The organism is Helicobacter pullorum NCTC 12824 (assembly GCF_017979475.1).
GTDB lineage: Bacteria > Campylobacterota > Campylobacteria > Campylobacterales > Helicobacteraceae > Helicobacter_D > Helicobacter_D pullorum.
Window position 1 is genome coordinate 204,565 of record NZ_JAERIT010000001.1, and the last position, 20,103, is coordinate 224,667.

Annotated in this window: 21 protein-coding genes; 12 read left to right on the forward strand and 9 right to left on the reverse strand. The window is 34.5% G+C overall.

Annotated features, from left to right (window positions below):
- Positions 1-87: 87 nt before the first annotated feature.
- Both JJQ98_RS01055 and JJQ98_RS01060 read right to left on the reverse strand, forming a co-directional pair.
- Positions 88-600 (reverse strand): hypothetical protein, encoded by a 513-nt coding sequence (locus JJQ98_RS01055; protein ID WP_151105334.1) that lies wholly within the window; start codon positions 598-600, stop codon positions 88-90.
- 63 nt (positions 601-663) lie between these two features.
- On the reverse strand, positions 664-1,542 hold the full coding sequence (locus JJQ98_RS01060) for a TylF/MycF/NovP-related O-methyltransferase (RefSeq protein ID WP_210670764.1): 879 nt from the start codon (positions 1,540-1,542) through the stop codon (positions 664-666).
- A 224-nt stretch (positions 1,543-1,766) separates the two neighbouring features.
- On the opposite strand from JJQ98_RS01060, the gene JJQ98_RS01065 reads away from it, so the two are divergent.
- The 8 genes from JJQ98_RS01065 to gltX all read left to right on the forward strand — a co-directional run bounded on the left by JJQ98_RS01065 (position 1,767) and on the right by gltX (position 9,029).
- The gene (locus tag JJQ98_RS01065) at positions 1,767-2,453 is read left to right on the forward strand and encodes an acylneuraminate cytidylyltransferase family protein (protein WP_151105336.1); all 687 of its coding nucleotides are present in this window, start codon (positions 1,767-1,769) and stop codon (positions 2,451-2,453) included.
- A 63-nt stretch (positions 2,454-2,516) separates the two neighbouring features.
- Positions 2,517-3,284 carry a 3-deoxy-manno-octulosonate cytidylyltransferase gene (locus JJQ98_RS01070; RefSeq protein WP_151105261.1) on the forward strand — a complete coding sequence of 256 codons (768 nt, stop codon included), beginning with the start codon at positions 2,517-2,519 and terminating at the stop codon, positions 3,282-3,284.
- 73 nt (positions 3,285-3,357) lie between these two features.
- Positions 3,358-4,923, forward strand: a complete 1,566-nt coding sequence (locus JJQ98_RS01075; protein WP_151105234.1) for an aldolase catalytic domain-containing protein — start codon at positions 3,358-3,360, stop codon at positions 4,921-4,923.
- Positions 4,924-4,931: 8 nt separating this feature from the next.
- On the forward strand, positions 4,932-5,558 hold the full coding sequence (locus JJQ98_RS01080; protein WP_151105235.1) for an HAD family hydrolase: 627 nt from the start codon (positions 4,932-4,934) through the stop codon (positions 5,556-5,558).
- A gap of 230 nt (positions 5,559-5,788) precedes the next feature.
- A complete protein-coding gene (locus JJQ98_RS01085; RefSeq protein ID WP_065828173.1) occupies positions 5,789-6,223 on the forward strand; it encodes a MerR family transcriptional regulator in 435 nt (144 codons plus the stop codon).
- On the forward strand, positions 6,220-6,801 hold the full coding sequence (locus tag JJQ98_RS01090; RefSeq protein WP_151105236.1) for an NAD(P)H-dependent oxidoreductase: 582 nt from the start codon (positions 6,220-6,222) through the stop codon (positions 6,799-6,801). The genes JJQ98_RS01085 and JJQ98_RS01090 overlap by 4 nt, the downstream gene beginning before the upstream one ends.
- Before the next feature lie 15 nt (positions 6,802-6,816).
- Entirely contained in the window at positions 6,817-7,404 is a 588-nt protein-coding gene (locus JJQ98_RS01095) for a sugar O-acetyltransferase (RefSeq protein WP_151105237.1), read from the forward strand.
- A 224-nt stretch (positions 7,405-7,628) separates the two neighbouring features.
- Entirely contained in the window at positions 7,629-9,029 is a 1,401-nt protein-coding gene (gltX, locus tag JJQ98_RS01100) for a glutamate--tRNA ligase (protein ID WP_151105238.1), read from the forward strand.
- A gap of 11 nt (positions 9,030-9,040) precedes the next feature.
- Here gltX and JJQ98_RS01105 read toward each other — a convergent pair whose 3' ends face one another.
- The 6 genes from JJQ98_RS01105 to JJQ98_RS01130 form a co-directional block, all read right to left on the reverse strand.
- Positions 9,041-9,289: a hypothetical protein gene (locus tag JJQ98_RS01105; RefSeq protein ID WP_151105239.1), complete on the reverse strand. Its 249-nt coding sequence runs from the start codon at positions 9,287-9,289 to the stop codon at positions 9,041-9,043.
- Positions 9,286-9,531, reverse strand: a complete 246-nt coding sequence (locus JJQ98_RS01110; RefSeq protein WP_054195130.1) for a hypothetical protein — start codon at positions 9,529-9,531, stop codon at positions 9,286-9,288. The genes JJQ98_RS01105 and JJQ98_RS01110 overlap by 4 nt, the downstream gene beginning before the upstream one ends.
- Before the next feature lie 78 nt (positions 9,532-9,609).
- Entirely contained in the window at positions 9,610-10,611 is a 1,002-nt protein-coding gene (gene lpxD / locus JJQ98_RS01115) for a UDP-3-O-(3-hydroxymyristoyl)glucosamine N-acyltransferase (RefSeq protein WP_065831192.1), read from the reverse strand.
- 9 nt (positions 10,612-10,620) lie between these two features.
- Complete coding sequence (gene ilvN / locus JJQ98_RS01120) at positions 10,621-11,091, reverse strand: acetolactate synthase small subunit (protein ID WP_005021430.1); 471 nt, start codon at positions 11,089-11,091, stop codon at positions 10,621-10,623.
- Between the two features lie 3 nt (positions 11,092-11,094).
- Entirely contained in the window at positions 11,095-12,786 is a 1,692-nt protein-coding gene (locus tag JJQ98_RS01125; RefSeq protein ID WP_151105240.1) for an acetolactate synthase large subunit, read from the reverse strand.
- Positions 12,787-12,854: 68 nt separating this feature from the next.
- Positions 12,855-14,153, reverse strand: a complete 1,299-nt coding sequence (locus JJQ98_RS01130) for an aminotransferase class V-fold PLP-dependent enzyme (RefSeq protein ID WP_081302475.1) — start codon at positions 14,151-14,153, stop codon at positions 12,855-12,857.
- Between the two features lie 449 nt (positions 14,154-14,602).
- Between JJQ98_RS01130 and JJQ98_RS01135 the strand changes: the two genes are divergently transcribed.
- Both JJQ98_RS01135 and JJQ98_RS08925 read left to right on the forward strand, forming a co-directional pair.
- Positions 14,603-15,475, forward strand: a complete 873-nt coding sequence (locus tag JJQ98_RS01135; protein WP_345719218.1) for a cation:proton antiporter — start codon at positions 14,603-14,605, stop codon at positions 15,473-15,475.
- Positions 15,444-15,773, forward strand: a complete 330-nt coding sequence (locus tag JJQ98_RS08925) for a cation:proton antiporter domain-containing protein (RefSeq protein ID WP_345719219.1) — start codon at positions 15,444-15,446, stop codon at positions 15,771-15,773. The genes JJQ98_RS01135 and JJQ98_RS08925 overlap by 32 nt, the downstream gene beginning before the upstream one ends.
- A 16-nt stretch (positions 15,774-15,789) precedes the next feature.
- Here JJQ98_RS08925 and JJQ98_RS01140 read toward each other — a convergent pair whose 3' ends face one another.
- Entirely contained in the window at positions 15,790-16,617 is an 828-nt protein-coding gene (locus tag JJQ98_RS01140; protein WP_054195118.1) for a prephenate dehydrogenase, read from the reverse strand.
- 118 nt (positions 16,618-16,735) lie between these two features.
- Between JJQ98_RS01140 and bamA the strand changes: the two genes are divergently transcribed.
- Complete coding sequence (gene bamA, locus JJQ98_RS01145; protein ID WP_065828335.1) at positions 16,736-18,976, forward strand: outer membrane protein assembly factor BamA; 2,241 nt, start codon at positions 16,736-16,738, stop codon at positions 18,974-18,976.
- Positions 18,948-20,069, forward strand: a complete 1,122-nt coding sequence (locus tag JJQ98_RS01150) for a dehypoxanthine futalosine cyclase (protein WP_371258538.1) — start codon at positions 18,948-18,950, stop codon at positions 20,067-20,069. The genes bamA and JJQ98_RS01150 overlap by 29 nt, the downstream gene beginning before the upstream one ends.
- Positions 20,070-20,103: the final 34 nt, after the last annotated feature.

Below are 20,103 nucleotides of genomic sequence, written 5' to 3' on the forward strand. Positions count from 1 at the left end.
TAAGAATCAGCTAGTGTAAAATTAAGGTGGCAGATCGTAATTCCCGCCATCTTAATTAAGTTAGAATCTAAATTAGAATTTTGGCTTTTATAATTCCTCTATACTAACAATAGAAGCTGTTTCCATGAAATAATTGATTACAATATGCTTGCAGCCAATTGTTTGATCTTTGTCGCTTATGGTTGAGCGTGCTATAATGTGATAGTTTATTCCTCTAGAAATGGAGTAAGCTATATAAAGTATAGGGCTATACTTTACTCCTATAACATTACAAAGGGCTTTATTGAATGCTTGTAAAATATGATTTGCTTCAATGCTGTCTAATTGCGTAATGAAAGCTTCAGAATCTTTTGTGCAAACGATGCCACCAAGAGGACATTTTGAATCTTTTACAACATCTTTAATTTTGGTGATTTCACAATTTCCCCCTAAGTCTTTATAGCATATAACAAGAGAATAAGTGCTTATTGGGTGTAAAGTGACAGATTTTCTTCTACAGATAAAAGCGTAATTTTGACCAGAGACAATTTGGATTCCAAGGAAAGGCATAAGCTCAAAATCAGACCCCCCACTAAACACCAATAAACTCTCAATGTGCATTCATTGTATTCTAGTATTTTTAAAACATGTTTAATAAATGCCATTTGATTTTAAATGTTTATTCTATGCTTTCTGTATTGCTATACTAATATCATCTCCAATAGGAAAAGAATTGAGATTATATTTCTCACAAAACTCGCTTACTGCTTGTCTAACTCCAGGATAACCCTTATTAAAATAGTCGTGAATCAAAATCACTCCCCCTTTTACCATCTTGGGATAAAAAAACTGCAAACCTGCTAGAATAGGTTCATATAAATCTGGATCTAGATTTACAAAACAAAATTTTTCATTATCTAATCCCGCTGCACTTTCTGGGAACCACCCCTTTTTAATGACTACATTTTTAGGATAAAGCATTTTATTCATAACTATCTCTATTGAAGTATCATTTAAATGTCCAATGCCATTCTCTTTTACATCATTTGTTTCACTCTTGAGATCTCTTTCATCAAAGCCTTCAAAAGTATCAAATAAATAAAGAGTTCTATTGGGAAAAAACTCATTAATTTTTTTGGCAAATTCTCCTTGAAAAACGCCGAGTTCCGCAACATTGCCATCTAGATTTTTTATCTTACATTCTTTTGCAAAACTTTCCAGAAACTGAATACGCGGAATCAGCTTCTTCCAAAGATGAATATGTTCTATTTTGTGCTTTGGAATCTTATAATCTTCGAGTTGTTTTAAATTATCCTCATAACCGACCATTGTGGCTAGAATAATTTCATCAAACTCTGTTTTTAAAATTTCTTTTGGTGATTTTATAGGAAAATGCAAAGTTTCATTACCGATCGTGATTTGCAGATCCTTGCCCCACTTTCTTTCATCATTATCCACAAAAAAGAGAGAATCTATATTAATATCCCCCCCCCCCCCGACAACCATTTCGGCTACTAGAGTTCTTCCTGTGCTTCCTGCGCCAAACACAATCACATTTTTCATAATCTACTCCTAAAATTAAGTCCTAGCTACAACTAGGCTTTGAATTTGTAAGTATAATATGTCTAATCATAATATAAGCTTAGAGAAATCTCATTTGTATATTTTTTGTATATTCTTAGGATGAGATATAATGAAATAATATTATTAAGGTAAGTTATGTTAAAATGATGCTTCATTTTTATAAATTAAATGGCAAGTAAAAAAATTTAAAGAAAGGATAAAATATGAAATTTACAGCAGTTATTCCAGTGAAAGCTGGTAGCTCAAGACTCCCAGGAAAAAATATAAAGCCTTTTGGTAATGAGAATCTGCTTACAAGGAAAATCAGACAAGTTAAAACTTCAAAAATAGCAGACAGAATTATTGTGAGTTCTGATAGTGAAGAAATGTTGCAAATGGCTAGAAATATGGATGTGGAAGCCATATTGAGACCAAAAGATTTGGCGGATGAAAGTCGACCATTTAGTGATTTTGTGGATTATATTACAAAATTGATTCCAGATGGGCATTTGATTTGGACTTGTGCAACTTCGCCCTTTTTAGATGAATATTTGATGGTAAAAGCAAAGCAAGAGTATTTAAGAGCATTAGGTAATGGACATGATTCTTTAATTGCGATTTATAAATTTAAACACTATATGCTGGATGAAAATGGTCCAATAAATTATAAATTAGGTTTAGGGCATCAAAACTCTCAAGATCTTCCAGCTTTAGATTTTTTTACCAATGGAATTATGTTTGCACCAATAGAATTAGCTAAAAAATGGCATTATAATTATGGACCAAAAGCTTATAGATTTGAAGTAAATCAGAAAGCTTCCATAGATATAGATACAAAATATGACTATTTGGCTGCTTTGGCATGGCTAGATGAAGATATTCTTATGAATGGGGGGGGGGGGGCGAAATAGATGTTTAGCCTCTCGCTATATAGCTCACCACTCCATAGGATATGTAAACTATGGGGTTGCATCGTGAAAATTTTGGGTGTAATTCCTGCTAGATATGGTTCTACAAGGTTTCCAGGAAAGCCTTTGGCTGATATTTTAGGTAAGCCCATGATATGGTGGGTATATCGACAAGCTAAAAAGGCTAAAAAACTCACAGATCTTGTTGTAGCCACAGATGATAAGAGAATTACTGATGTCTGTGATCAATACAAAATTCCTTGGATAATGACACAAACTACTCATCAAACAGCAGCAAATAGACTTTATGAGGTAAGTACTAGTCAAGAATTTGACTACTATATACAAATTAATGGTGATGAACCACTGATGGATCCAAATTGGATAGATGCTGTTGTACTTAGAGATATCCCATCTGATATTGAATTTGGTGTAGGTTTGGTTACTAAAATATCAAATCCCATAGAAGTAATAGACCCATCAAATATAAAGGTTGTGTTTGATAACAATTATAATACATTATACATGTCAAGGTCTCCCATACCGTATCCATTTAAAAGTTTAGAATACAACTATTACAAGCATATAGGCGTAATAGGTTATAACAAAAAGATGTTAAAACTATATCATGACACTAAGCCTGGTGTAACGGAAAAAATAGAGGGTATAGATTCGCTTAGATTTAATGATTATGCAAAGCAATTTAAATCGATTGAAGTACCGCCTTGCGATTCTCTGTCAGTTGATACCCCAAAAGATTTAGAAACAATAATTACTAGAATTAAGCAAAAATTTAAAAAAGGAGAACTAGATGAGTTTAAAATTATATTATGAGTATAGGAATGATTATTTGTGGTCAATTTATTTCAAGTCAAATTGTTTATCAAAATAAATAAAGGATATTAAAATGCCTATTCAAGTTCTTGATTGTACTTTGAGAGATGGTGGATATGTAAATAATTTTTCATTTTCAAAGGACTGTGTCGCTGACATTGTCACATTACTTGAGCAAAGTAAGGTGGAATTTATAGAAATTGGTTTTTTGAAAAATACTAAAGAAGCCAATCAAACAACAATTTTTTCTTGCTTTGACGAATTTAATTTTTTACATCAATGCAAGAAGCAACATTCCTATTATGTTGCTATGATTGTTTATGGCAAATTTGATGTTGATAAGATACCCAAAAAAGAAGAAACGATTATTGATTGTATTCGAGTAACTTTCAAAAAAAATGAGATTACACAAGCTATCCAATTCATTAAGCTTGTTAAAGATAAGGGGTATATGGTATCTGCTAATCCAACTGGGATTAATGATTACAGCAATGAAGAGTTGCTTGAGTTAGTTAATCTTATTAACAAAACCAATTTTGATATGTTTGCAATTGTTGATACTTTAGGGGTTTTGACTAGTAAGCAATTACTTCAAATTTTTGAGCTACTTAACAAGAAATTAAAAAACAACATAAAGATTTGTTTCCATTCTCATAATAATCTTCAGCTTTCCTTTTCAAATGCCTGTGAGTTGATTGATTATAGCACGGAGCGTAATATTATAGTAGATTCATCTTGCAAGGGCATGGGTCGTGGAGCAGGCAATCTGTGTACGGAATTAATACTTTTTTACTTGAATTCAAATTATCATGCAACATATAATTTGATACCTATTCTACAAATCATAGATAAATATATAGAGCCTTTATCACATATATATGATTGGGGTTATACACTACCTTATTATATAGCATCTATACACAATTGTCATCCTAATTATGCTATATATTTATCAAACAAACAAAAATTAACAGCTGAACAGATCAATAATATATTAATGAAAATTCCAGACAATCAAAAAAATAATTACAATGAAAAACTAATTCAGCAATTGTATCTATCAAGTCAAAACATTAGTTTTGATGATACATATACTCTTGAATATTTACAGACATTGATACAGAACAGAAGAGTTTTGATTATTGGACCTGGCGTAAGTATAGATAAAAATAAGGAGCATATTGTAACCTTCATAAAGGAAGAGAATCCATTTATCATTATGTTGAATTTCCATACAGATAACTACAAGAGTGATCTTGTATTTGTTAATAATCAGAAACGATTTAATACCCTCGATAAAACCAATTTAAAAATCATGATAACCTCTAATATTATTGCTAATAACATAACAAATTTAGTATTGGACTATAATAAATATTTAGGTGATTCGCATGATTGTGGAGATAATACCCTTGTTGTGTTGCTTAATGTATTAATTAATATAAAATGCAAGGATATATTCATAGCAGGATGTGATGGGTATGATATAAATAGTGTAAATTATGCTGATACTTTATCTGAACATATTACAGATATTGCAGATAGGTTAAATATGAATCGTGTTATAGCTAATAACCTGAAGAAGCTTAGGCAATTTGCTAATATTAAATTCATTACTAGAAGTAAATATGATATTTAAGGTGTTTTATGATTAAAAATATTTTATGGGATTTTGATGGTGTTATACTCGATAGTCTAGCAGTGCGAGATTATGGATTTAGAGAAATTTTTAAAGATTTTGACAAAGCAGCGGTTGAGAAGCTTATAGAATATCATTCTATCAATGGTGGTTTATCGAGATTTCACAAGATAAGCTATTTTTTTAATGAAATTTTAGGGCAAGAAATTAGTGATGAAGAAATCAAAATTTATGCTGATAAGTTTAGTCTGATTATGAGAGAAGAGCTTGTAAAAAGCAAATATCTTATTTTAGATAGTGTAAATTTTATTAAAGAAAATTACAGGAAATATAATTTTCATATTGTTTCAGGTAGCGAACATAATGAATTAAATTTTTTGTGTCAAAAACTTCAAATCAATCAATATTTTCATTCTGTAAATGGTTCTCCGACCCCAAAGATAGAGCTAGTAAAAAATCTTTTATTGAAAGAAAATTATAAAAATAGTGAAACCATTTTAATTGGCGATAGTATTAACGATTATGAAGCAGCTAGATTAAACCAAATTGATTTTTATGGGTATAGAAATCCACAATTAGAAGATGTCTCAAAAAAATATATAGAGAAATTTGACAATAATGACTTTATTGATTGACTATCTTTCGGACTTTGCGTTAGGTGGTCCATTATTTTCACCTTTAAAACTTTAAATTACTTTGTGGGCTTTTTATTTTTCTATTTTCTAAATTATTAACTAACTAGATTGCATTCTCTGCTTCTTTGGGGTTAATTCTTTACACACCCTTGACTTAGAGTAACTCTAATGTTTTATAATTTCGTATGCTTTATGGCTTTAGATTCTTAGTAGATAATAAGGAGGTATTTGTGGCATATACAATTATAGAAGTAGAGAAAAAGACGGGTGTATCCTCACATACACTTAGATTTTGGGCAAAAAAGGGTTTGTTTCCATTTGTGGAGAAGGACGACAATCAAGTCAAGTATTTTAGTGAGCGTGATGTGGAGTGGGTGCGATGGATTAATTGGTTTCGTAAAGCCCAAATGGATATTCCAACCATTAAATATTACATAGAGCTTGCAAACAAGGGTGATTGTACAGCAAAAGAGCGACGAGAAATGATTGCTAGGCAAAAAGAGATTGTTACAGATGCTATTGAGGAGCTACAATCTGTGCTTGAAACGCTAGATTATAAGCTTGGTGTTTATGATGAAATGCTGCATAATAATATCGATGGATTTAATCCACAAAGCAAACAATACAAAGGTTGTAAAAAAGATTATAAAAAGGAAAATAAATGAAAAATATATTGCTGATTAATGGAAGCAAAAAGTTTGGTAGCAGTGGAGGTAGGCTTTCTGCGACTTTGCAAGAAGTGGCTAAAGAAACATTGCAATCTTTTGGGTGCAATATCGTAGAAACACATATAGATAAGGGCTATGATATAGAATCTGAAGTGCAAAAGTTATTAGATTCTGATGTATGGATTTATCAAATGCCTGGTTGGTGGATGGGTGAGCCTTGGATAGTAAAAGAATATATAGATAAAGTATTTATGGCAGGAGCTGGAAAATTTTGTGCTGGTGATGGGCGACATCGCGATAACCCAAGCAAAAATTATGGCAAAGGTGGCTTATTGCACGATAAGAAATATATGTTTAGTCTTACTTGGAATGCACCCATTGAGGCATTTACAGACAAAGATGAGTTTTTTGGTGGTGTGGGTGTAGATGTCGTGTATTTGCATTTGCATAAGGCACACGAGTTTTTGGGTATGCAGGCTTTGCCGACATTTATTTGCAATGATGTGGTCAAAAACCCACAAGTAGAACAATACATACAAGAGTATAAAACGCATTTGCAAAAAGTGTTTGGTTAAAACAAGGATAGGATTATGAATGTTTTTGAGAAAGATTTGGCTGGTGTGCCACTGGATTCTAGAGATCCTGAAGTCGCACCTATCATCGAAGTGATTAAGCACACGCAAAAACTCATCGCCAAGCTTAATAATGGAGAAAAAAGCGAGGAGCAAGTGCGTGAGATTTTAAGTCAAATTATGGGAAGAGAGGTGGATTCTAGTTTGTGGCTTTTACCACCTTTTTATGCGGATTTTGGTCGTAATATCCATTTTGGCAAAAATGTCTTTGTCAATTCTGCTTGCACCTTTATGGATAGAGGTGGAATCTATATCGATGATGAGGTATTTATCGGTCCTAAAGTCAATCTCATTACGATTAATCACGATATCAATCCTTTTAACCGCAATACGACTATTTGCAAGCCCATACATATAGAAAAACGCGTGTGGATAGGCGTGGCAGCGACTATTTTGCCCGGAGTAAGGATAGGAGAAAATTCTATCATAGGGGCCAATGCTGTGGTTACCAAAGATGTGCCGAGTAATACCATTGTGGGAGGAAATCCTGCAAAAGTTATCAAAACTATCGATGTGGAGCAATATAGGCAAGAGCTGCAAAACTAGAGAATCAAAGTGGATTAAGGGGTTGATTGAATGTGGATTCTAAGCTTGATTTAAAGATTTGAGGCTTGATTTGGCAACCCCAAAATGCCCCTAAGTCTTGCAAAAATCATGCAAGAGTCTCGCAAAAATAACAAAGAATCTTGATTTTTTTAAAACTTATAAATTTTACAAGTAAGAATTTGGTAATATTTTCAAAATTTTTTGAGTTTTGGAGATTTTGGATAATGGAAGAAATAATCACGAGATTCGCACCTTCTCCGACTGGTTATTTGCATATTGGAGGACTTAGAACAGCACTTTTTAACTATCTTTATGCAAGGGCTAATGGGGGAAAATTTCTTTTGAGGATTGAAGATACAGATTTGGCAAGAAATTCTACAGATGCCAAAGAGGCGATTATTCAAGCCTTTGAGTGGGTTGGTTTGGATTATGATGGGGAAGTGGTTTATCAAAGCCAAAGATTCCCGCTTTATACGCAATATATTCAGCAATTATTAGATGAGGGAAAGGCGTATTATTGTTATATGAGCAAAGAAGAGTTGGATTCTTTGCGTGAAGAACAACGCAAAAGAGGGGAAACTCCGCGTTATGATAATCGTTATAGGGACTTTAAGGGGACGCCGCCTGATGGAGTAAAGCCTGTTGTGCGAATCAAAGCCCCTTTGAGTGGCGAGATTTGCTTTAGCGATGGGGTTAAGGGCGAGATGAGAATCGCAGCAAAAGAAATTGATGATTTTATCATCGCTAGAAGTGATGGAACGCCAACTTACAATTTCTGTGTAGCGGTTGATGATGCGTTAATGGGGGTTACAAATGTGATTAGGGGAGATGATCATTTGAGCAATACGCCTAAGCAAATTATTATTTATGAGGCTTTGGGATTTAAAGTGCCAAAGTTTTTTCATGTGCCGATGATTCTTAATCCACAAGGGCATAAGCTTAGCAAGCGAGATGGTGCAATGAGTGTGATGGAATATAAAGATATGGGTTATTTGCCAGAAGCGCTTTTGAATTTCCTTGTAAGGCTTGGTTGGAGTCATGGTGATCAAGAGATTTTTAGCAAACAAGAGATGTTAGAGTATTTTAATCCAAATAATTTAAACTCTTCGCCCTCAGCATACAATCAAGAAAAGCTTTTGTGGCTTAATAGCCATTATCTCAAAGAATTGAACAATGAATCGTTAAATGCTTTGTTGCAAAAAAACTTTGGGTTGAATATTCCACAAGAGAGAGTGCAAGGAATCCTCTATCCAGAAATCAAAGAACGTTCTAAAACTTTGGTGGATTTTGTGATGATTACAAAAGAGTGCTTGGAGGCTCCACAAAATTTTGATGAAAAGATGAAACAAAAAGTCGCAAGTGAAGAAAATATAAAACTCTTAAAAGATTTTAGTATTTATATTCAATCGCTTAAAAAGCCCATAGATAATCCGCAAGAAGCAGAAAGCGAAATAGAAACTTTTGCGGATTTTCATGGGGTTAAACCAAAGGTTTTGTTTATGCCTTTGCGTTATGTTTTGCTTGGAAAGAGTGGCGGCGTAGGAATCGCCCCTTTGCTTGCTAGCTTGGAGAAAGAGGAAATAATAAAGAGAATCCAAAATGCCCTAGAAAGCTTTAAGAGCTAATATCTGCAAAATCAATCTTTGCAGATTCTTTTTAGGGCTTTACGCAATTCTTTGACTTTTCGTTTGGGAATGATGACTTTCCATTCGGGGTGAGTAATATCTTTTGTATCATCATTGAGATTGAGTGAGATGGAAATTGCTGTTTGTTTTTTGTCTTTTTTGCTTGGGATATTGATTTTGGCAACGACGATATTGGCATCGTGGATATAGTCACTATCAAGAGGGATTGTATAAGCTAATTTTTTGATTTTTTGTTTCATTGTTTGCCTTTTTTGCTTGGTTTATATTTTTTGTGAGCTTTTTTGAGAATCTTCCTTACTTCTTTGATTTGGGAGAAGGGTATATGGACTTTCCACTCTGGTTTTGTATCATCTATCATAATGCCGATACTGACAACAACATTGCCATCTTCCTCATAGGGATTTTTAATGATTGCAAAACTAATGGTTCCATTTTTTGTGTCATTTAGAGGGATAGTTTTAAAGATTCTTTCCTCTTTCATTGCTTTCTCCTTTTAAGGTTGCTGTTTTTAGCCTTGCTTAAAGGAGTATATTGAAGTAGAACTTAAATGTAACTGAAATTACTTATTTTTGAGCATTTTCTTAAAAATAGCCTGCAATCTCAACCAATCTTGTATGGGCAATAAAGGATGTCCGGAGAATTTTCCATACGCTGGGACGCTTTTTGCAATTGCCCCTCTTGCACCAATTTGTGTAAATTCTCCAATGTGTAAATGCCCAGCACTTCCGCTTTGCCCTCCTAAAACAACATTGCGTCCTGTTGTGGTAGAGCCAGAGATGCCAGCTTGAGAGACTATAATGCTATATTCTCCGATGTTACAATTATGCCCAATTTGGACAAGATTATCAATTTTGGTGCCTTTTTTGATTCTTGTTTCCCCAAAAACCGCCCTATCTATGGAAGTGTTTGAACCAATTTCTACTTCATCTTCAAGCACTACTTTACCATTGTGGTGTATTTTGATATGTTCCCCATTTTTGGTGTGTGCATAGCCAAATCCATCACTTCCAATAACGCTATTTGCGTGGATAATTACATTTTCTCCAATCTCACAATCATTATAAATACATACATTGGGGTAAAGAATGCAATTTTTTCCAATTTTGACATTTTCACCAATCACAACCCCAGCCATAATGATGGTATTTTCTTCAATCTCGCTTCCATTGCCGATAGTGGCGTTTGTAGCGATAGTGGCGTTTGTAGCGATTTTTGGAGGTGTTTTGGAGCTAAAAAGAGGTTTTGCAAAAAATTTTGTAAGGTATGCCATTGCAAGATAGGGATTCTCGCAAATAAATGCAAGAGCAGTTTTGGGAATATGCTGCAAATAAACAGAGCGTGTGAGGATAATTTTGGCTTTACTTTGTGTGATTTCAGATAGATATTTGTCCTTTTCTAAGAAAGTAATACAAGAATCATCGGCTTCTAATGGTGGCTTGATATGCAAAATCTCTTGAGTATCAAAAAGATTAGAATGTTTCTCCCAGCTTCCTCTCCATTCTAAGACTTGTTCTAATACTTCTTTTTCTTTTAAAAAAGCGACAATTTCTCCTAATAGCATTTTTTCTCCTTAATTTGCTTCAATCGCTGCAATTCCACTTCTTGTAATATCTTTTGGTTTATAAGTTTGGATTGCTTGAAGTAATCCATTGATACGCGTATGGCAATCACAAGCCATAAAAATCGCAAATTTTTCATTGACTTCAAGCATTTTTCCATTATAGCTTGCAAAAATAGCGGTTAGTTCGCTTAAAGATTCTTTGTTGGAAAACTTTACAAGCACCGATTCTTGCTCGATAATTCTTTCATCTTCTAAGACTTTTAGGACAGGAATGAGTTTGTGGAGTTGTTTGAGAATCTGTTCTAAAACCTTTTTATCACCTTGTGTGGTAATTGTGATTCTTGAAAGATTTGTATCAAAAATGGGTGCAACGGTCAGCGATTCGATATTGTATCCGCGTCCTGCAAATAGACCACTAATCCTAGACAAAACCCCATGTTCGTTTAAAACTGTTACGGTAATTATGCGTTTAATCTCCATTGCTTACTCCTTATACTCTAGCATCATATTAAACAATGCACCGCCTGTTGGCACCATTGGCAATACATTTTCATAGCGGTCAATTCGCACATCAAGCAAGGCAGATTTATTAGAATTGATGGCTTTATTGAGGGATTCTACAAATTCGTCTTTTGTATTTACCACAAAGCCAACGCCGCCAAAGGATTCAGCAAGTTTGATAAAATCTGGTTGAATCTCTAAATTAGTGTTGGAATAACGATTTTCATAAAAGAATGTTTGCCATTGACGCACCATTCCTAGGTAATTGTTGTTTAAAATAATATTAATAACAGGAATATTATAGACGCTACAAGTCATTAATTCTTGAATATTCATCAAAATTGAACCATCTCCTGTGATATTGATAGAAACTTTTTTAGGGAAAGCTTTTTTTGCCCCCATTGCAGCAGGTAGCCCAAAGCCCATTGTCCCTAGCCCGCCACTTGTGATGAATTGACGCGGGAAGTTGAAGGGGTAAAATTGTGCTGCCCACATTTGGTGTTGTCCTACATCTGTGGAGATAAGGGCTTCATTGCCCAAAATTTCACCAACTTTTTTTATAATCCATTGCGGTTTTAAAACCTCTTGTGAATCTTCATAACTCAAGGGGTGTAGTTTGTTGTAACGCCCTAATGTTTCCCTCCAAGGCAAGATATTTTTGACTTCAAAATCATTTTTGATAAGCCCCAAAAGCTCTTCTAAAACACTGCTTACATCGCCCACAATAGGATAGGTAACATCAACAATCTTGCTAATGCTGCTAGGATCAATATCAATATGAACAATTTGTGCATATTTTGCAAATTCACTTAGCTTGCCAGTTACTCTATCATCAAATCTTGCACCAAGTGCGATGATGAGGTCTGTCTCACTCATTGCCATATTAGCAACATAGCTTCCATGCATTCCAACCATTCCAAGTAAATCAGGGTGATTATATGGCATAATCCCTCTTGCCATTAGCGTTTCGACAACAGGAATATGGGTAATTTCGCAAAACTCCCTTATTAAATTTGAACTTTTGGAAGCAACACAGCCTCCGCCAATGTATAAAAGAGGCTTTTTGGATTCTAAAATGGCTTGTGATACTTTTTTGATTTGTCTTGGGTTGCCTTTGTAAGTTGGCTTATAGGTTTGTAGTTTAATTTCATTTGGATAATTAAATTCGCCAATAGTGGCACTAATGTCTTTGGGCAAATCAATATGCACAGGACCGGGGCGACCACTTCTAGCGATATAAAAGGCTTCTTTTAGGATTCTTGGTAATTCTTCAATGCTTTTTACAAGGAAGTTATGTTTGGTACAGGGACGAGAAATACCCACTGCGTCAATTTCTTGAAAAGCATCGGTTCCAATAAGAGTTGTTGGGACTTGCCCGCTAATAATTACAAGTGGAATAGAATCCATATAAGCAGTGGCAATACCAGTAACAGCATTTGTGAAGCCCGGTCCGCTTGTAACAATTGCTACCCCCACTTCTCCGCTTGCTCTTGCATAGCCATCTGCTGCGTGGATTGCAGCTTGTTCGTGGCGGGTTAGGATATGTTCAAAAAAGTTTTGCTTATAGATTTCATCATAAATATTCAAAGCAGCACCGCCGGGATAACCAAAAACAACTTTTACGCCTTCGTTTTTGAGTGCGTGGATAATCATTTCAGAACCATTTAGTTGCATACAAAATCCTAACTTTAATTTTTTATTTTATTTTAATACAATAAACTTCATCAAAGCTTACGAAATGGTTATTTGCATAATATTTTTAGAGAATTGCAAAGATAATGGATTTCTTTTTTTTGGTGTGTATAGTGCAAACTCACCCGAATCCAACCGGGTTTTTGTTCAAAAATGGTATTGTCTTTTAATCCTAGCAAATCATGCCCATAAGGTCCTGCACAAGAGCAACCAGCACGCACTAAGATTCCAAAATCTTTGGAGAGTTTATTGGCAATTTCATAGGGGGATTTGTTTTGGATATTGAAAGAAAAAGTGCCATTTGAATTGTAGTTTGGGTTTCCATAGATTGTGATTTTGGATTCATTTTCTAAAAACTCTTTTAAGATTTTTATTAGTTCCTTTTTGGAGTTTGCAATCCATTCTTGCCCAATTTCCTCGCGTAATTGATAGGCTAAAGAAGCTCTTATAAACTCTAAAATTCCGGGTGTGCCTGCTTCTTCTCTTATTTCTTCATTAGCAAAATAGAGTTGGCTTGTGCGGGAGACATAGCCCACTACGCCACCGCCGCAGAATGTTGGGGGTAGGGTTTTGTTGATTAAGGCGCGTTTGATGATTAAGATTCCACTGCTTGCAATTCCGCCTAGAAGCTTGTGTGGAGAGAGGAAGGCGACATCATAGAAGTGTGAAGGAATATCAAAATATGCTGAAGAGCTTGCCATATCAAAGCACACAATCCCGCCATACTTGCGGACTAAATGTGAAATTTCTGCAAAAGGGGCAATAATGCCACTGACATTGGAAGCAAGGCTAAAAGAAGCGATGATTTTGCGATGAGTGTTGTTTGATAAAATGTGTTGGAGCATTTCTAAATCAATCAAACCTTGAGTATCAAGCGGGATTCGGACTACCTCACATAATCCTTCCCTAAAGCTTAATTCATTGCTATGGTGCTCATAAGGACCGATAATGACTAATGGCAAAAGAGATTTATCGAGATTTTCTAGGTTGAGATTGCTTTTGGTTTGGGGTGGAAGGTAGATTCCCATAATTTCTTGGAATTTTTTGATTGCTGCACTTGAGCCAAAACCACAAGAAATAAGGGCAAAACTAGAATCAAGCCCAAAGAATGTTTTGAGATTCTTGCGTGCATTTTCGTAAATTTCCCCTATGATTTTGGAATGTGAGGAACTTTCTGAGTGTGGATTTGCGTAGAATGGTAGTATTTTTCTTATTCGTTTTTCAATGCATTTTGCGGCTAATCCGCTTGCTGTCCAGTCAAAATAGTGGATTTTTTTCTTGAGTATGGTTTCTTTTTTTAAAAAAGCCTTTTTTTCTTTGTGGCTTAGAATTTGAAATGAATCTGGCAATAAAGGGGCAAAAGTGCGTTCTTTTATCAAATGAATTCCTTAAAAGTATGGCTTAAATATAACGCTATATTATCATAAATTTTAAATGATGGATACTAATATCTTTGGAAAATTAGAACCTTTTGAAATAGGTTGTGTTGTTAAATAATAAGAAAGTAATGAGATTTATTTGATTTTGGGTTTTGTAGGATTTGTAAAATTTAGTAAATGTTTAATTTATGAAAATTGTGGAAGTTGGATTCTTGCTAATCTTATATAATTATGCGATTTAAATAGAAAGTTGATTTGCCAAAGATTCAAAAAGTATGATTTATGAATATTTTTACTTTTGTCTTTGTCGTTTTTAGAAATTCGATAAAGGCGTATTGAAATTGGTTTTGTAATTGATTATTTAAATTCAAGAAGCTTTTGTTATACTTTTGAAATTTTTAGGAGATTTTGTAGTTGTTATGGAAACTATCATTGCCTTTGGAGTTATTTCATTATTAATTGTAATTGCTCCATTTTTTAGCACACTTACGAGATTGCCCTTAGTGGTGGTAGAGATTTTGCTTGGAGCATTGGCTTATTATTTTGGCTTTTTTGAACATTCTGAATCTTTGAAGCTAATTGCCCATATTGGTTTTTTGTTTTTGATGTTTTTGTGTGGTTTGGAGGTGAATCTCAAAAGTTTTACAAAAATGGGTCAAGATTTTCTCAAAAAAGTTGGCTTGTATTTTTTGATTTTGTATAGCATAACTTTTGTTTTTGTGCTTATTTTTGAGCTTTCTTATATTTATTTGGCGGCTTTTCCTGTGATGAGCTTGGGTATGATTATGACTTTGATACGAGATTATGGCAAGGACAAAATTTGGCTGAATCTTGCTTTGAGTGTCGGGATTTTGGGAGAGCTTGTAAGTATTGGTGTTTTGGTTATTTTAAATGGTGCGTATTCTTATGGATTGTCCTTTAAGCTATATGAGACTTTGTTGGCTTTATTGTTGTTTTTGGGGGCTATTGTTGGAATCTTGAAAATCGCAAATATTATATTTTGGTGGTTTCCTACATTAAAATTCTTAGCAATTCCAAAAGATTCTACCAAAAATCAAGATATTCGTTTTTCGGCTATGTTATTGTTGATTATGATTGGAATTGTTAGCCTTTTGAAGCTAGAGGCTGTGCTTGGGGCATTTTTGGCAGGAGCAATTTTGGCGACTTATTTTCATTACCAAAAAGGCTTGGTAGATAAGCTAAATGACTTTGGGTTTGGCTTTTTTATCCCATTGTTTTTTTGTTTATACTGGGAGCACATTGGATATTTCTTTGATTTTGAGCGATCTTGAGATTCTAAAAAAAGTAGTTTTAATCGTTGTTTGTATGCTCTTTTTGCGTATTTTGGCGGCGTTTATTGCTTATGGAAAATATTTTAAAAGTAAGAAAAATACCTTGCTTTTTGCCTTTAGTCATTCAATGCCTTTGACATTTTTGGTAGCCACCGCACAACTTGGTAAGCAGTTTAATGCTATTAGCACCGAAGAATATTATGCTTTTATTCTTGCAGCACTTTTGGAAGGGATTGTGTTTATGGTTTGTATCAAGCTAATCTATCAACTTCCAAATAAGAAATCCCCTGCTTCTTAGGTGCAAGATTATAAGCTTAGAAAATTGCATAAAGAGAATTTGCTTTTGCCATCCATTCTTCTAGTTCTTTCCATTTGTCATTTTGTATAAGGTTGATTGCAAAATCAAGTTCTTTTTGAAAGGCTTCAAAGGATTTTAATAATTCTTGTTTGTTTTGTTTGGAGACATCACTCCACATTTTTGGGGAGCTTTTTGCGATTCTTACCATACTTTTAAAGCCTCCACCTGCAAGTGCAAGAATATCTTTTGGGTTTTGTTGAGAAAGCACAGTATTTGCAAGTGCATAACTAATGATATGGGGTAAATGGCTAATAAAGGCAGCATGGTTATCGTGCGATTTGGAATCCATTTTGATGATGTTCATTTTAAGAGCGATGAAAATTTCTTTTGCCATTGCTGCTTGAAATTCACCGCTTTGTTCTAAATCTGTTAAGACGATAATGTGATGGGGTAATAATTCTTTAAAGGCAGCCTTTGGTCCAAAGTTTTCTGTTCCGCTCATTGGGTGAGCACAAACGAAGTTTTTGCGAATTTCTTTGGGAATGCTTTGGGAGATGAGGTGCTTGGTGCTACCTAAGTCGATTATAGTCGTGTGCGGTGCCACTCCAACTAATTGAGGTAGAATCTCCAAAATCGCTTCCACTGGCGTTGCAAGAAAAATCACATCACAAAGTTTAATTTCATCTAAATCAACCCCTTCATCAACAAGCCCCAAAGAAAGTGCTTGTTGTAAATGGATTTCATTGCTATCTAATCCCACGATTCTTTTAAACATTCCGATTTCTTTGAGGGCTAATCCCAAAGAGCCACCAATCAATCCTAAACCTATAATTCCAGCTTGCATAATCTTTTCCATTAATTTTTTTATGAAATTATATATTATTTGTTGTGGTTTTGTTAGCTTTAAACTCAAAAAGGATATAATCCCAAAAATTTTTTATGTTTTTAAGGTGTAGATTATAATGAGATTTTTTTCAAAGACATTATCTTTTGTAGTGGCTGCTTTTGCCTTGTCATCGAATCTCAATGCGGCAGAATTGCCCACAATCAAAGAGATTCGATATGAAGGGTTAAATTATATTTCTCCATTAATAGCAAATGAAATTGCAGGTATTAAAATCAATGAAGCGATGGATATAGATAGCATTGATAAGAGTATTTTGCGTTTTTATGAGCAGGGATATTTTAAAGATATTTGGATTACAGAAGAAAATGGAATCTTAACTTATCATTTTGTAGAAAAGCCAGTTATAGCAAGTTTGGTTGTCAGTGGATATGGTGCAGGGAAAGAACAAGCAGTATTGGATCAGGAAATTGGCTTAAAAAAGGGCGATGTTTATGATGAGATAAAAATCGCCAACACTCGCAAAAGAATTATTTCGCTTTTGGAATCGCAAGGATTTTATAATACGGTTGTAGAAGTAAAAACAGAAGAAATTTCTCAAAATGCACTCAAAGTAACTTTGGAAATAAACAAGGGTGAAGAGATTATTATCCGCAAGGCAAATTATTATGGTAGGGAAGAGCTAAAAGTCTCTCGAATCGAATCTTCTACTGCAAATAAAGAACGCGATTTTTTGGGTTGGATGTGGGGATTTAATAGCGGTAAATTGCAGGTTAATGAGATTGAAAATGATGCCCTTAGAATCCGAGATATTTATATGCAAAAGGGCTTTTTAGATGCCGAGGTAAGCTCACCTTTTTTGCGCACGGACTTTACTACTTATAATGCAGAATTGGATTTTTATATCAAAGAAGGGCAGCTTTATAAGGTTTCTGGGGTGGATATTGTCTTAGAAGAAGATGTGGTTGCAACAGAAGAACTTTATGATATTGTGCGTTTAAAAGAGGGGAAAGAATTTAATATTAGCACAATGCGTAAAGATGTAGAAGCGTTGAAATATAAAATCGGGGATTTAGGTTATGCCTTTACGCGTGTAACGCCAGATTTGGATAAAGATCAAGAAAATGGCGAAGTAAGGGTGATTTATTATATTCAGCCTGGTAGCAAGGTAAAGGTGCGAGATGTTTTGATTTCTGGAAATTCAAAAACGCTGGATAGGGTGATTCGTAGAAATGTTTTATTAGCGCCGGGTGATCAATACGAGATGAGTAAGATTCAACGCTCTAAGAATGCAATTATGCGAACGGGCGGTTTTGATAGTGTTGATATTGAAGAGAAGCGTGTAGATGAAGAAAATGTAGATTTGCTGGTCAATGTTAAAGAGGGCAAAACCGGGGAATTTACTTTTGGTGTAGGTTATGGAAGCTATGATGGGATTATGGGAAGTGCATCCATTAAAGATAGAAATATTTTTGGGACAGGATTAACAGCTGGACTTTATTTTGATAAAAGTGAGGTTTCAACTTCTTATCGCTTGAATCTCTATAATCCAGCAGTTTTGGATAGCAATTATAGTCTATCAACCGATATTTATCAAACAGATTATGTGGATTATGATTACCGAGAGATTACACAAGGATTTAGTCTTGTTGGTGGGCGTAGAATCACTGATACTTTAGAGGCAAGTTTGGGCTATACTTACCAAAAATCTAAATTATCCGAATTTGATAATCCTTACTATCAGCGTTATTATATGGGAGAATACATTAAATCTTCTGTGATTCCCGGATTGTATTTTGATAATACAGATTCTTATTTCTTCCCTAAAAATGGTTGGAAACTAAGTGGTTCATTGGAGTATGCTGGGATTGGTGGAGATGCAGACTTCTTTAAATATTTTGGAACATTATATTATTTCAAATCTTTAGAAGAATGGACGGATTTGGATTTGGTGTTTAGATTCCGCTCTAAGCTTGGATATATCGAAGATAATGGGTATGTGCCGATTAATGAGAGATTTTATCTTGGGGGTGTAAATTCATTAAGAGGTTTTCAAAGTAATTCCGTCACTCCACGCGATAGATATGGCGTGAGGATTGGTGGGAATCAGACTTTGTATGGTTCAGTTGAGTTGAGTTATGGATTGTTTGAAACGGTGCAAATGAGGGTAAGTGCGTTTTATGATTATGGTATGTTGGGTGAAGATAAAATTACACAGATTCAACGCAGTTCTGTGGGGGTAGCTTTGGAATGGATTTCTCCCATAGGTGCGATTACTTTTATTATTCCTAAAGCATTAGATGCAAAAAGGGGTGATGATACTTCATCCTTTGAATTTACAATGGGACAGAGATTTTAAGATGACAATAAAAGAAAAGATGGATAGAGCAATTGTGAATGTCAAAATACCTCGAGTGAGCAAAGATGAGATTCTTGATTTGATGCAAAATGCCTCTTTGAAAGAATTAGGGGAAATGGCGTTTAATATCAAAAAGCAATTGCATCCTGATAATATCACAACTTTCGTGGTGGATAGAAATATTAATTATACTAATATTTGCTGGGTGGATTGTAAATTTTGTGCTTTTAAGCGAAAAATTCACGAAAATGAAACTTATATTTTGAGCTTTGATGAAATTGATCAAAAAATTGAAGAATTGCTTAGCATAGGTGGGACGCAGATTTTATTTCAAGGCGGTGTTCATCCAAGCTTGAAAATTGAATGGTATGAGGATTTGGTTTCTCATATTTCACAAAAATATCCTCAAATTACTGTGCATGGATTTTCTGCTATTGAGATTAATTATATCGCTAAAATTTCTAAAATTTCTATTAGTGAAGTTTTAAAAAGATTGCAAAAATGCGGACTTGCTTCAATTCCCGGAGCGGGAGCGGAGATACTAAGTGATAAAGTGCGGGATATTATTGCGCCCAAAAAATTGGATTCTGATGAATGGATAGAAGTCCATAGGCAAGCCCATAAAATCGGTATGAGAAGTACTGCTACAATGATGTTTGGAAGTGTGGAGAGTGATTTGGATATTATAGAGCATTGGGAGAGAATCCGCAATTTGCAAGATGAGACAAATGGCTTTAGGGCGTTTATTTTGTGGAGTTTTCAACCAGCCTTTACTCCACTGCAAAAGGAATTTCCAGAGATTCATAAGGCTTCATCAAATCGTTATTTGAGATTGTTGGCTTGTAGCCGAATCTTTTTAGATAATTTTCAAAATATCCAAAGTAGCTGGGTTACGCAAGGTTCTTATATTGGGCAATTGGCTTTGCTTTTTGGGGCTAATGATTTAGGTAGCACAATGATGGAGGAAAATGTCGTCGCAGCAGCAGGGGCTAGGAATTCTATGAATCAAGCAGAAATGATTTCTTTGATTAAAGATGTAAATGAGATTCCAGCAAAACGCAATACGGCTTATGATATTTTGGAGACTTTTTAGATGAAAAAAATATTGTGGTGTTTTTTGAGCTTAT

What these genes read in the sequence shown, in the direction of transcription:
- JJQ98_RS01055 (WP_151105334.1), bottom strand. Translation starts at nt 600, where the DNA reads ATGCACATTGAGAGTTTATTGGTGTTTAGTGGGGGGTCTGATTTTGAG.
- JJQ98_RS01060 (WP_210670764.1), bottom strand. Translation starts at nt 1,542, where the DNA reads ATGAAAAATGTGATTGTGTTTGGCGCAGGAAGCACAGGAAGAACTCTA.
- JJQ98_RS01065 (WP_151105336.1), top strand. Translation starts at nt 1,767, where the DNA reads ATGAAATTTACAGCAGTTATTCCAGTGAAAGCTGGTAGCTCAAGACTC.
- JJQ98_RS01075 (WP_151105234.1), top strand. Translation starts at nt 3,358, where the DNA reads ATGCCTATTCAAGTTCTTGATTGTACTTTGAGAGATGGTGGATATGTA.
- JJQ98_RS01080 (WP_151105235.1), top strand. Translation starts at nt 4,932, where the DNA reads ATGATTAAAAATATTTTATGGGATTTTGATGGTGTTATACTCGATAGT.
- JJQ98_RS01090 (WP_151105236.1), top strand. Translation starts at nt 6,220, where the DNA reads ATGAAAAATATATTGCTGATTAATGGAAGCAAAAAGTTTGGTAGCAGT.
- JJQ98_RS01095 (WP_151105237.1), top strand. Translation starts at nt 6,817, where the DNA reads ATGAATGTTTTTGAGAAAGATTTGGCTGGTGTGCCACTGGATTCTAGA.
- gltX (WP_151105238.1), top strand. Translation starts at nt 7,629, where the DNA reads ATGGAAGAAATAATCACGAGATTCGCACCTTCTCCGACTGGTTATTTG.
- JJQ98_RS01105 (WP_151105239.1), bottom strand. Translation starts at nt 9,289, where the DNA reads ATGAAACAAAAAATCAAAAAATTAGCTTATACAATCCCTCTTGATAGT.
- JJQ98_RS01110 (WP_054195130.1), bottom strand. Translation starts at nt 9,531, where the DNA reads ATGAAAGAGGAAAGAATCTTTAAAACTATCCCTCTAAATGACACAAAA.
- lpxD (WP_065831192.1), bottom strand. Translation starts at nt 10,611, where the DNA reads ATGCTATTAGGAGAAATTGTCGCTTTTTTAAAAGAAAAAGAAGTATTA.
- ilvN (WP_005021430.1), bottom strand. Translation starts at nt 11,091, where the DNA reads ATGGAGATTAAACGCATAATTACCGTAACAGTTTTAAACGAACATGGG.
- JJQ98_RS01125 (WP_151105240.1), bottom strand. Translation starts at nt 12,786, where the DNA reads ATGCAACTAAATGGTTCTGAAATGATTATCCACGCACTCAAAAACGAA.
- JJQ98_RS01135 (WP_345719218.1), top strand. Translation starts at nt 14,603, where the DNA reads ATGGAAACTATCATTGCCTTTGGAGTTATTTCATTATTAATTGTAATT.
- JJQ98_RS01140 (WP_054195118.1), bottom strand. Translation starts at nt 16,617, where the DNA reads ATGCAAGCTGGAATTATAGGTTTAGGATTGATTGGTGGCTCTTTGGGA.
- bamA (WP_065828335.1), top strand. Translation starts at nt 16,736, where the DNA reads ATGAGATTTTTTTCAAAGACATTATCTTTTGTAGTGGCTGCTTTTGCC.